The sequence below is a fragment of the Anaerocolumna aminovalerica genome (assembly GCF_900115365.1).
GTDB lineage: Bacteria > Bacillota > Clostridia > Lachnospirales > Lachnospiraceae > Anaerocolumna > Anaerocolumna aminovalerica.
This window is the reverse complement of sequence record NZ_FOWD01000018.1, coordinates 35,269-47,794: the sequence shown is the minus strand read 5'-3', so window position 1 is coordinate 47,794 and position 12,526 is coordinate 35,269. Positions and strand designations below refer to the sequence as shown.

Annotated in this window: 9 protein-coding genes; 8 read left to right on the top strand and 1 reads right to left on the bottom strand. The window is 35.7% G+C overall.

Features of this window, described 5'->3' with window-relative positions; all coding sequences use genetic code 11:
* Positions 1-6 precede the first annotated feature (6 nt).
* The 7 genes from BM183_RS11350 (at position 7) to BM183_RS11320 (ending at position 11,140) form a co-directional block, all read left to right on the top strand.
* Positions 7-1,401: a carbohydrate ABC transporter permease gene (locus BM183_RS11350; RefSeq protein ID WP_091687004.1), complete on the top strand. Its 1,395-nt coding sequence runs from the start codon at positions 7-9 to the stop codon at positions 1,399-1,401.
* Positions 1,401-2,273 carry a sugar ABC transporter permease gene (locus BM183_RS11345; RefSeq protein ID WP_091687003.1) on the top strand — a complete coding sequence of 291 codons (873 nt, stop codon included), beginning with the start codon at positions 1,401-1,403 and terminating at the stop codon, positions 2,271-2,273. Before BM183_RS11350 ends, BM183_RS11345 begins: the two co-directional genes overlap by 1 nt.
* A 40-nt stretch (positions 2,274-2,313) precedes the next feature.
* Positions 2,314-5,145 carry a type I pullulanase gene (gene pulA / locus BM183_RS11340; RefSeq protein WP_091687002.1) on the top strand — a complete coding sequence of 944 codons (2,832 nt, stop codon included), beginning with the start codon at positions 2,314-2,316 and terminating at the stop codon, positions 5,143-5,145.
* 77 nt (positions 5,146-5,222) lie between these two features.
* On the top strand, positions 5,223-6,947 hold the full coding sequence (locus tag BM183_RS11335; RefSeq protein ID WP_091687001.1) for an alpha-amylase family glycosyl hydrolase: 1,725 nt from the start codon (positions 5,223-5,225) through the stop codon (positions 6,945-6,947).
* Between the two features lie 188 nt (positions 6,948-7,135).
* On the top strand, positions 7,136-9,085 hold the full coding sequence (locus tag BM183_RS11330) for an amylo-alpha-1,6-glucosidase (RefSeq protein WP_091687000.1): 1,950 nt from the start codon (positions 7,136-7,138) through the stop codon (positions 9,083-9,085).
* 190 nt (positions 9,086-9,275) lie between these two features.
* Positions 9,276-10,892 carry a glycoside hydrolase family 13 protein gene (locus BM183_RS11325; protein WP_091686999.1) on the top strand — a complete coding sequence of 539 codons (1,617 nt, stop codon included), beginning with the start codon at positions 9,276-9,278 and terminating at the stop codon, positions 10,890-10,892.
* Positions 10,893-10,951: 59 nt separating this feature from the next.
* Complete coding sequence (locus BM183_RS11320; RefSeq protein WP_091686998.1) at positions 10,952-11,140, top strand: alpha-amylase family glycosyl hydrolase; 189 nt, start codon at positions 10,952-10,954, stop codon at positions 11,138-11,140.
* Positions 11,141-11,306: 166 nt separating this feature from the next.
* On the opposite strand, the gene BM183_RS11315 is transcribed toward BM183_RS11320, so the two are convergent.
* Positions 11,307-11,522, bottom strand: coding sequence for a YaaL family protein (locus tag BM183_RS11315; protein ID WP_091686997.1), 216 nt, complete (start codon positions 11,520-11,522; stop codon positions 11,307-11,309).
* 132 nt (positions 11,523-11,654) lie between these two features.
* Between BM183_RS11315 and BM183_RS11310 the strand changes: the two genes are divergently transcribed.
* Positions 11,655-11,927 carry a pro-sigmaK processing inhibitor BofA family protein gene (locus tag BM183_RS11310; protein ID WP_091686996.1) on the top strand — a complete coding sequence of 91 codons (273 nt, stop codon included), beginning with the start codon at positions 11,655-11,657 and terminating at the stop codon, positions 11,925-11,927.
* Positions 11,928-12,526: the final 599 nt, after the last annotated feature.

Genomic DNA, 12,526 nt, shown 5'->3' with positions numbered 1-12,526 from the left:
TGGATTATGGCTGGCAAAAAGAAAAAGAGTTCTAAAATGAATACTTCAATACGTGATGTAGGATTTGGAACTGCTTTTATACAAGGAAATGGAATTACTAAACTGTCTGCAGTAATATTTGGTTTAGGCAATCTTCTTCATAAACAGATTATCCGCGGAATAATTATGTTGTCCGTGGAAATTGCTTATATTTATTACATGATAAGTTTTGGTTTAGATTCAATTAAAAACTTTATAACATTAGGAACTAAAGTACAGGAGGAGGTTTTTAATGAAGCGAAGCAGATTTATGAGTATGTAACAGGGGATAATTCCATGTTGTGCCTGCTATATGGTGTAATTACCATATTTCTAACTCTTGGCTTTATTTTGTTTTTAAGAACCTCTGTAAAGAGTGCATATGATAATCAGAAAAAAGCAGAACAGGGAAAACCTGTTCCAACATTTAAAGATGATCTGAGCTCTTTACTAGAACAAAATCTTCACAAGACTTTATTATTTGCCCCAATTATAGGAATATTATGCTTTACTATAGTTCCCCTGGTTTTTATGGCTTTAATAGCATTTACAAGCTATGATAGAAATCATCAGCCGCCGGGTAATTTATTTGGCTGGGTAGGATTTGATAATTTTATAGCCATGTTTGCAAAAGGCAGTAAATTATCCAGTACATTTTGGCCGGTTCTTAGCTGGACATTTATTTGGGCAATTTTTGCTACCTTTTCCTGTTATATTTTAGGAATGCTATTAGCGATGCTTATTAATCGTAAAGGTACCAGATTTAAAGGGTTCTGGAGATTTATCTTTGTATTGTCTATTGCAGTGCCTCAATTTGTATCTTTACTTACCATGAGAACAATTTTTAATGCCAATGGTCCTGTTAATGTTATGCTACGAAGCATTGGAGTAATCGGTGCCACTCAGTCCATACCATTTTTTACAGATCCCACACTGGCTAAGATAACAATTATCTGTATTAATATTTGGATTGGCGTACCTTTTACTATGCTAACAACCACAGGCATTTTACAGAACATACCGAAAGAATTGTATGAAGCGGCAAAAGTAGATGGTGCCAATGCTTTTGTTACTTATTTTAAAATTACGTTACCTTATATGTTGTTTGTTACTACACCAACTTTAATTACCGCTTTTGCTGGTAATATTAATAACTTTAACGTTATATTCCTGTTGTCAGGAGGCGGTCCTGAAGCGATTGATTACTATTATGCTGGAAAAACAGATTTGTTAGTTACCTGGTTATATAAACTGACAATTACAAATAAAGACTACAACCTTGGTGCCGTTATCAGTATTTTGGTATTTATTATAATGGCAACTTTAACATTATTAACCTATCGTCATACGGGTTCTTATAAAGATGAGGAGGCATTCCAATAATGAAGAGACAAAAAACTTCTATGAAAATGAGACAATTTATTACCAATACGATTGTTCATGTGTTTTTATCCATTCTTGGATTTATATGGGTTTTACCTATCTTCTTTGTAATATTAACTTCATTTCGTAAAGAAGCCGGACAATATAAAAGCTATATTTTCCCCAGAGCTTATACACTGGATAATTACAAAAAGCTTTTTGACCAAGCAAGCAGTTTAACATTTGGCAGATGGTTTACCAATACTCTGATTGTAGCTATTTTTACCTGCCTTTTCTCTGCATTTTTTGTATTATGTGTGTCCTATGTTATGTCAAGATTAAGGTTTAAAATGCGTAAGAAATTTTTAAATATTGCCATGATTTTAGGAATGTTCCCTGGATTTATGTCCATGTATGCGATTTACTTTATATTAAAGGGGTTTGGTATGCTGGAAGCAGGACCTCTTAAATTAGTAGCACTGGTCATGGTATATTCGGGTGGTGCAGGGTTAGGTTTCCTTGTGGCAAAAGGTTTTTTTGATACTATACCCAAAACCATTGACGAAGCTGCATTTATTGATGGAGCAACGAAATGGGATGTATTTCGTAAAATCACAATACCTTTATCAAAGCCCATTATTGTAATAACTATTTTGAATTCTTTTATGGCACCTTGGGTAGATTACATTTTTGCAAAAGTTATTCTTGGTCAGGATAGAAAATACTATACCATTGCCATTGGTTTATGGACCATGTTAGAGAAAGAGTTTGTTGAATATTATTATACTCAGTTCTTTGCAGGCTGTGTATTAATATCCATTCCAATTGCAATTCTCTTCTTAATTATACAAAGATTCTACGTAGAAGGTGTATCAGGTGCGGTAAAGGGTTAAATCTTCTTATGGCCACTAGCACAGTAGAGGGGGATTTTAAATGCATAAAAGAATTAAGGCACTATTCACAGCAATTATCCTTATAGTTTTTACAATTCTGGGTTCTTACCAGCCGGCTTACCTTGTAAAGGCGGCGCAGGAGTTGACAATTAATGTCCATTATCATCGATCCGGCGAAGATTATGAGGGCTGGAATATTTGGTCCTGGCTTGATGGCAAAGAAGGTGCCGCCTATGAATTTACCGGAGAAGATAAATTTGGCAAGGTAGCAACCTATACCCTGGCTGTTGAAGATGACACCACTCAGGTTGGATTTATTGTACGTCATTCTACCAGTACCAATGAATGGGATATGAAAGATGTGGAGAGTGACAGATTTATAGATATTAAAAAAGCAAAGAATGGCATAATTGACATTTATGTTGTTCAGGACGAGATAGAGTTTGGCTATACCCAGGAGGATATGAGTTTGGCACCCAAAATTAAGGAAGCAGCAATTGAAAATTCTACTACAATTGACTTTAAAGTATCCACTGCCTTTGACAGTACGGCAGCGGATATTAAATCAAAAATAACAGTAAAAGATGCTGATGGCAAGACCTATGCCATTAATAAGATTTCATCGGAAAAAGGAAAAGAAGCATTAGGGGCAAGGGTTACCATGTCCACTGAGCTGGATTTGTTAAAAAACTACACACTGGCATTTGAGGGGTATGGTGAAATGTCTATCTCTAATACTAAGGTATTCTCAACTGCTGAATTTGAAGAAGCCTTCACTTATGAAGGAAATGACCTTGGAGCAATCTGGTCTAAAGACAAGACGGCATTTCGTCTTTGGGCTCCAACCGCCTCAGATGTAGTACTTAATTTATATTCTGAGGGATCAGGAGATAATAATATTGAAAATATAGCAATGACCAAAGATGTAAAGGGGACTTGGGTTACTGAGAAACCAGGAGATTTAGACGGCGTTTACTATACCTATTCCGTTACTGTAGATGGTGTGACGAAAGAGGCAGTAGACCCTTATGCCAGAGCAGCAGGCGTAAATGGAAAGCGGGGAATGGTTATTGATTTAGATTCAACCGATCCAGATGGATTCTTACAGGATGAGAAACCAGCATTGGTTAGTCCCACGGATTCTATTATTTACGAATTGCATATAAGAGATTTTTCCATCGATAAAAGTTCAGGGATGCAGAACAAGGGAAAATATTTAGCATTTACGGAAACTGGTACTAAGTCCTCCACTGGCGAAAAAACAGGTATGGATTATCTGGTTGACTTAGGTATTACTCATGTACACTTGCTTCCTTCTTTTGATTATGCCAGTGTGGATGAATCAAAACCGGAAGATAATCAATTTAACTGGGGATATGACCCGGAGAACTATAATGTACCAGAGGGTTCCTATTCCACAGATCCGGAGCATGGTGAAGTAAGAATTAATGAATATAAACAGATGGTTCAATCCTTACATAAAAACGGAATACGTGTAATTATGGATGTGGTTTATAATCATACTTCATCAAGTGTGGATTCTAACTTAAATAAAGTGGTTCCGAATTATTACTATAGAATGAATGAAGACGGTACCTTTTCAAATGCTTCTGCTTGTGGCAATGAAACTGCTTCCGAACGTGCCATGGTGCGTAAATACATTGTTGACTCCGTAGTATATTGGGCAAAGGAATATCATGTTGATGGTTTTCGCTTTGATTTAATGGGTATTCATGATATTCAAACTATGAACGAAGTTAGAAAAGCCTTGAATGAGGTGGATCCTACCATAGTGATATACGGAGAAGGCTGGACCGCAGGTGGTTCACCTTTACCTGATGAAGAGAAGGCATTAAAAGCCAACGTATCTTCTCTTGATGCTTATATAGGAGCCTTTAGTGATGATATCAGGGATGGTATTAAAGGTAGTGTTTTTGAAGATATGGACCAGGGCTTTGTGAATGGTAAAACAGGAATGGAAGAGACAATTAAATTTGGTGTAGTGGCTTCTACTGAAAACAGCCAGATTGATTATGATTTAGTTAACTATTCTGATACCTGGTGGGCGAAAGAACCAACCCAGACAATTAATTATGCATCTGCTCATGATAATAATACTCTTTGGGATAAACTAGCCATATCCAATGAAACTGATTCAGAGGAAGACCGGATTAAAATGAATCTTTTATCCGGTGCTATTGTACTGACATCCCAAGGTATTCCTTTCTTCCAGGCAGGTGAAGAATTCTTAAGAAGTAAACCTTCCGATGATGGTACTTCCTTTGTTGATAACAGTTACAACTCACCGGATTCTGTAAATAGTTTAAAGTGGGATACATTAACTAAGAATAAAGAAGTATTTAACTACTATAAGGGCCTCATTGCATTTAGAAAAGCCCATAGTGCTCTTCGAATGACAAAAACAGCAGATATTCAGGAGAATCTCAAATTTTTAGAAGGCCTGGAGCCTAATGTAGTTGGTTATACTATAGATAATTCCCCGAATGGCGAAACAGCAAAGTCATTATGTGTTATCTATAATGCCAATAAAGAAACTTCCGCCATTACAATACCAGAGGGAGATTGGAATGTTTATGTAAAAGGCCAGCAGGCCGGAACAGAAATTCTTGAGACCGTAAAGGGAGGAACTATTACGGTAGAGCCTATATCCACAATGGTATTGGTACAGGAGGATAAGAAAGCAGACACTCCTGAAGATAACGCTGATAATGGGCAGACACAGGAAGCAAATACTTCTAGGTCTAAAGATGGACAGAACAATAAAGTGATTGTGTTTGCAACAATCGGACTGACTGTAGCAGCGGTGATAGCGGCAGCATTCCTATTGATGAGAAAGAAGAAAATAAAATAAGTAGAAAGAAGTACTGTAAAGCTCTCATTTCAGTACTTCTTTTTATAAAAGGAAGTCATTAAAGCTGGAGGATTGGTATGAGGAAGAGAACTTTATTAATAAGCTGTCTTATGATTGTAGTTTTGGCAGCAAGTGGGTGTAAAAAAACTGACATAAATAATTCCCCTGACTTAAGTCAGGAGGAAAGCCAAAAGGAAAAGAAGGATGAAATCACACCGGAAGTGGAAATGTCACAGGACGATACTAAGGCAGAGGTTGTTCCTTATGATTACGTACAGGATTTAAATATAATCGATGATAACTATCGCAATTTTTATGAAATATTCGTTTACTCTTTTTATGACAGCAACGGTGACGGCATTGGAGACATTAACGGTGTTATATCCAAATTAGACTATATTAATGATGGTAATGATGCAACAGATTCAGATCTGGGCTTTAACGGGATTTGGCTAATGCCTGTTATGCCCTCCACCACCTATCACAAATATGATGTAACGGACTATTACAATATTGATCCTCAGTATGGAACATTAGAGGATTTTAAAAAGTTGGTTTCAGAATGCCATAAACGAGGTATTCATTTAATTATTGACTTTGTTTTCAATCATACCTCCTCAAAACATCCCTGGTTTATAGAAGCTGTTTCTTATCTGGAAAGTTTAAAAGAGGGAGAGGAACCGGATTTAGAAACATGCCCTTATGTGGGATACTATCATTTTACGAAAGATTACAATGGCAGTAAGACATATTATAAGGCAGGAACCTCTGATTGGTACTATGAGGGTGTTTTTTGGGATCAGATGCCGGATTTGGCATTGGAAAATGAAAATGTCAGAAAAGAAATTGAGAATATGGCTAAATTCTGGATTGACCTTGGTGTGGATGGATTCCGTCTGGATGCGGCAAAAGAATATTATTCCGGTGAAAAAGAAAGAAATATTGAAGTTCTTAAGTGGTTTACAGACTATGTAAAAAGTGTGAAAGAGGATGCCTATATTGTTGCGGAAGTCTGGGAGGAAGAGGCGGCTATAGCAGCTTATTATGAAAGCGGAATCCCAAGTTTATTTAACTTCCCCCTTTCCCAGCATAATGGATTAATTACAAACGCAGCCAGAAAATTAGGTGCTTCTTCCGGTAAAAGTTTTGCTAAAACTTTGCTTAGTTTATATGAGAAATATAGCAGGGGTAATCCTGCGTATATTGATGCTCCTTTTATTAGTAACCATGATACCACAAGAATATCTGCTCAATGTGTCAATGATGAAGATCAAATGAAAATGTCAGCAGGTATGTTATTGACTATGAATGGCAGCCCATATGTCTATTATGGAGAAGAGATTGGTATGAATAGCATGGGAACCAAAGATGAAAATAAACGTCTGCCTATGCAGTGGTCCGTTACAGATACCCAGGGAATTACTACTCCCCCGGATAATGCAGACACTGTAGAACAGAAGTTTCCTCCTGTAGATGAGCAAATGAAAGATCCTCTATCCCTTTATAACTATTATAAAAGGGCTGTGAGAATACGTAATGAGAATCCGGAGATTGCAAGAGGAGATATGAGTGTAATTGAAGAATTATGCACAAAAGATATCAGTGCAGTTAAAAAGGTGTATAAGGGCAGTGAAATTGTAATCCTTTATAATATTAATACAGAACCGGCCAACATTTCATTAAAAGAAGCGGGTCTTATAGATTTAAATATCAGGGGATACTTATCAGTGGATGGAAATGCAGTTACAATGTCAGAGGGCGTGGTATCAATGCCTAAGTATTCAATTGTTATATTGAAATAAATGAAAGTACAAGGGGAAACTCTGTGTTGTTGGCGGAAACAGGAGTAAAAATGGGAAAGCATGCCCCATCATTGAAAGGTTGAAAGAAAATAAATAATAGGATGAATGCCACGAAATGATTCTTTCAACCACAATTTAAGTGGCAGTATCAAATCTGTAGCAGATGCGATAGGCAATGGGTATAAGAAATGAAGTTTATATATGGAAAAAATGATTGGAAGACATTAGACAGAGGCCAGGAAAATTGTTATCTGATAACAAATGGATTAGGAGGTTATTCCTCTTTGACAATGATTGGTTCTAACAGCCGCAATGACCATGCACTGTTGATGGCTTGTACGGTAGCCCCCAATCATAGGTATCATTTAATTACAAGAATGGATGAAGTAATTGAATTGGATAAAGAAAAGTTTAGTTTATCCAGTCAGGAATATGTAAATCATGCTAAAAACCAACTGGGATATAGATATTTAAATCAATTTATGTTTGAATATTATCCCGTTTGGGTATATCAGGTAGAGGGAATTGAGATTAAGAAAACTGTATTAATGGCTTATGATGAGAATACAATTGGTATACGTTATGTGATTCATAATGACATGAACCGGGAAGTTAAATTAACAATCACACCGCAGCTTCAATTTATTCCAAAAGGAGATACTTTAAGTACAGATCAAATATTTGAACATAAAAATAATGCAGTATTCAGTAATGGAATTAAGTTAAATTATCTTACCAATGGCAAAGTTACCACTTCTAATACAGAATATACAAAAGATTTATATTATGGCTACGATGCAAGAGATGGACGGGAAGCAATCGGTGTGACTGCATCCAATCATAATATTTCCGTAACCGTAACTGCTTATGAGGAAAAGGTATTAGATATTATATATAGTACAGATTCTATTGCTGCTACCATAGAGCAGATGATAGAGAATGAAAGTAATAGACTGACAGGTCTTGTAAAGCAGTCAGGAATAAAAAATGAAATAGGTAAGCAATTAGTTAAAAGCGCAGATCAATTTTTGGTTAACAGAGACTCCACCAAAGGAAAGACCCTTATGGCAGGATACCCATTCTTTGCTGATTGGGGAAGAGATACTATGATATCCATGGTAGGCTGCTGTATTTCTACAAAACGGTATGAGGAAGTGAAAAGTATATTCCGTACTTTTATGCAGTATTGTAAAAAAGGCTTAATGCCAAATATGTTTCCGGAAGGCGGCAATGACCCTTTGTATAACACAGTAGATGCCTCACTGCTTTTTATTGGTGCTGTATATGAGTATTATTTGGAAAGTAATGATCTGGCCTTTGTAGAGGAAGCATACGCCATTATGGAGGATATTATAAAATGGTATAAGCAAGGCACGGACTATCATATTAAAATGGATACAGACGGTTTAATTATGGCGGGAAGCGGATTGGAACAGGTAACCTGGATGGATGTACGGTTTGAAGATATTTTACCAACCCCAAGACATGGAAAACCTGTTGAAATCAATGCCTATTGGTATAATGACTTAAAAATCATGGGACTGTTTGCCAGACTATTAGGCAAAGAAGACAGTCAGTATGAAGAACTTGCTGAGTTAGTAAGAGTTAGCTTTTCAGAAAAATTCTGGAATGAATCAGAGAATTGCTTAAAGGATTTAGTATCGGGAGAAGATGCGGATAATCAAATTCGTTGTAATCAAATATGGGCAGTATCCCAGCCTTTTTCCCTATTGGATAAAGAAAAGGAGAGGTTGGTTGTCAGTAAGGTATATGAAACCTTATATACACCATATGGACTTCGCAGCTTAAGTAAGAATGACAAGGCTTTTAAGGCCATTTACGGAGGCTCACTCTTTAACCGTGATATGGCTTATCACCAGGGAACAGTATGGGCATTTCCTTTAGGTGCTTATTATTTGGCCTATCTTAAAGTAAATGATGAAAGACCGGAAGCTGTAAAAAGGGTAAAAGAACAGCTGGAAGCTTTAGAACCTTGTATGAGGGAAGGTTGTATCGGACAGATTGCGGAAATTTATGACGGAGAAACCCCCACGATTTCTCAGGGATGCTTTGCACAGGCCTGGAGTGTCAGTGAGTTATTAAGAGTTTTTGCTAAACTTGAGAAGCTGGAAGTTTAGCTTGTGTTATCCTTAACAAGGCTTTTGAGCTGCCAAGGTTAGGCAAAAAGTATGGTATGGAGTCTAAAATCCATTGTGTATTGAGCCCGTTGGGCATAGCTCCCATTGAGTCTATATCCCATTGGGATTAGGTAAAATTTGCTTAGGTTGTATGCAAAAACACAAAAAAAGAAAGGCTAGAGGTGTATAAATGGTAAAAAAATGGTGGCATAGTTCAGTTGTATATCAGATATATCCAAGAAGTTTTAATGACAGCAACGGGGATGGAATAGGTGATCTGAAAGGCATTATTGAAAAATTGGATTACCTAAAAAATCTGGGAATTGATGTAATCTGGCTAAGTCCCGTTTTTAAGTCCCCAAATGATGATAATGGCTATGATATCAGCGATTATGAGGATATTATGGATGAGTTTGGTACTTTAGAAGATATGGAACTTCTTTTAAAGGAAGCAAATGAAAGAGGTATAAAAATTCTTATGGACTTGGTTGCCAATCATACTTCAGATGAGCATAAATGGTTTACCCAGTCAAGGAAATCAAAAGATAATCCTTACAGGGACTATTATATATGGAGAGATCCGGTTGATGGCCATGAACCTAATGATTTAGGCTCTACTTTCTCCGGCAGTGCCTGGGAATGGGATGAAGCAACGGAACAATATTATTTGCATTTATTTAGTAAAAAACAGCCGGATTTAAATTGGGAGAACCCTAAAGTCAGAGAAGAAATCTGGAAATGTATGAATTTCTGGATTGACAAAGGTATCGGCGGATTTCGAATGGATGTTATTGAGCTTCTTGGTAAAGTTCCGGATGAAAAAATTACCGGTAACGGTCCAATGCTCCATGAATATATCCGGGAAATGAACAGGAATACCTTTGGTGGTAAGGATTTGTTAACGGTTGGCGAATGCTGGGGTGCAACTCCTGAAATAGCGAAAATGTATTCTAACCCAGACGGCAGTGAATTAAGTATGGTATTTCAATTCGAGCATATTGGGTTGGATCAGATTCCGGGAAAAGAGAAATGGGATTTGCAGCCCCTGAATTTAATTTCTCTTAAACAGGTTTTTAATAAATGGCAGAACTGTTTTAATGAGGACGGATGGAATAGTCTGTTCTGGAACAACCATGATGTGCCAAGAATTGTATCAAGATGGGGAAATGACAAGGAATACAGGGTAGAAAGTGCTAAAATGTTGGCAACACTTCTGCATGGGCTTAAGGGAACCCCTTATATCTATCAGGGAGAGGAATTAGGCATGACCAATATTAAGTTTAAAGATATCAATCAATATAAAGATATTGAAACTCTTAATATGTATAAGGACAGATTAAAAAATGGATATACCCATGAAGAAATTATGGAATCTATATATGCTAAAGGCAGAGATAATGCCAGAACTCCCATGCAATGGAGTGATGAGATAAATAGCGGATTTACAACCGGTACACCTTGGATAGAGGTAAACCCAAACTTTACCGAGATAAATGCAAAAGAACAGGTAAGTAATCCGGACTCCATTTATAATTATTATAAAAAGTTGATAGAAATAAGAAAAAACAATGAAGTAATTGTATATGGGGATTTTGAAATGTTGCTTCCTGAAGACAAAAATATATTTGCATATGTCAGAACATTAAAAGATACCAAAATAGTAGTAGTTTGTAACTTTTATGCAGATGAAGTGGAATATAACCTGCCTAAGGAATACGAAGATAAGAAAGAGGTTCTCATATCTAATTATGGTTTAAGTTTACCAGGCAGATTAAGGCCTTTTGAAGCATTAATGTATAAAGGTTAGTTTTTCAAACATGAAAATTGTGCCTGCGCCTAAATTTGCAGGTATTGGAAGCCGGAGGATTGACAAGATGGCAAAAGGCGGTACCGGCAGATGGAAATGTGGCTTTGGTAATGGAGAACCATGATTTAGTAAGAAGTATAAATCGTTTTGGTTCCCTGGATAAATATTGGAAGGAAAGCGCAAAATGCCTTGCTTTAATTAACGGGTGGCTAGTTCCTAAAAAGGCGGAGAATTTCTATATGATATGAGATTCTTCGCCTTTTCGTATTGAATGATAATATTGTAAGGTCCTTTTCGTTTCAGGCTCTCTTAATGAAAGGGTTTATTATATCATGGACATAATGTTCATGAACTTGCCACTATGCTGAAAATCTGCAAACAAGCTTGCAAATTCTTCACTTCGTTTGTATTATATCATGGTAGGAGAGCGTCTAACTCTTTGGCTCGTTTTAAAAGGAATTTGTATCTTTTTTGAGCTGCATTTACTTCGTAAATGTAACAATCAATTAAGTCCGGATCAACAACATTTTCAAAATTAGAATATGCCGCTTCTAAAGCAATTTTTGTTCGTTTAATTTCATTGAGCAAAAGTTCGGCCTCTGGATTTTTCTTTTTTGAAAATAACTTCATATTTACTCCATTCTACTTATACTACTATAAGCTAATAATAGATTTATTATTGTTTATAGTATAGTCCAAGATTTACTAGAATATACTACAGTAATTAGAAAAATATGCCTAAAATTTTGATAGGAGGACAGTATGGAAAGTAAAATATTTATAGTAATTATTATAATATGTTTAATACTTTTAGCAATTGGATTAATCAAAAGAAGAATGGATTTGCTAGTTAACTTTGGCCTTCGTGTATTCGCTGGCTTAGTAGGAATATACATAGTAAATATGATTTTAGACGGACTGGGACTGGCTTTAGGAGTTGGTACCAACGGTTTGACGGCACTGACTATTGGAAGCCTTGGGATACCGGGATTTTTGTTGGTTTATGGGGTGGCGCTTTATTATTATTTTGTTTAGCCAGTGGAAGTAGTAGGTTTTTAATTATAAGGATTATATATTAATATCTTTAAAGATATATAGGGACAATATCGATCATATTCGGTTTAAGTGTATAGTAAATGTCCGTATAAAATGTAAAAATACTTGATAGTACCCGAAAGGATACTATCTTTTTTATTTTAATAAACTTTAAGGCATATAAAATGAGTTAACTTTTCAATAGCTAAAAATCTAAGTCATATTCTTTAAGGTTCTTAACAATATGAAATCAAATTGGATTATATCTTATACCATACTTAAATTTTATCTATAAATTGTAAGATTAACATATGGTTTAATTAGAACTATTTCAACTTTAATATAGCAAGGATATGTTTTAGTAAGTAAATCACACTTTATGTTTCTACAATAATATATAGTAATTTCAACACCACCCCGCATAGATACCTTATTATGTTATTATAATAACATAATAAGGTATCTATAAAAAGCACTGAAGTGGATTGAAAAAGTAGTTGATTAAATTTTTAACAACAATGAAGTTCTCGAAGAAAAATATAACTAATATTTATTTTTATATAATTATTATTAGATTTTTAATACAAGAAATTTTAGCC

Excerpts from the sequence above, each read along its gene's own strand:
- BM183_RS11325 (WP_091686999.1), top strand. The coding sequence starts at position 9,276 with ATGGTAAAAAAATGGTGGCATAGTTCAGTTGTATATCAGATATATCCA.
- BM183_RS11330 (WP_091687000.1), top strand. The coding sequence starts at position 7,136 with ATGAAGTTTATATATGGAAAAAATGATTGGAAGACATTAGACAGAGGC.
- BM183_RS11335 (WP_091687001.1), top strand. The coding sequence starts at position 5,223 with ATGAGGAAGAGAACTTTATTAATAAGCTGTCTTATGATTGTAGTTTTG.
- BM183_RS11315 (WP_091686997.1), bottom strand. The coding sequence starts at position 11,522 with ATGAAGTTATTTTCAAAAAAGAAAAATCCAGAGGCCGAACTTTTGCTC.
- BM183_RS11350 (WP_091687004.1), top strand. The coding sequence starts at position 7 with ATGGCTGGCAAAAAGAAAAAGAGTTCTAAAATGAATACTTCAATACGT.
- BM183_RS11310 (WP_091686996.1), top strand. The coding sequence starts at position 11,655 with ATGGAAAGTAAAATATTTATAGTAATTATTATAATATGTTTAATACTT.
- pulA (WP_091687002.1), top strand. The coding sequence starts at position 2,314 with ATGCATAAAAGAATTAAGGCACTATTCACAGCAATTATCCTTATAGTT.
- BM183_RS11345 (WP_091687003.1), top strand. The coding sequence starts at position 1,401 with ATGAAGAGACAAAAAACTTCTATGAAAATGAGACAATTTATTACCAAT.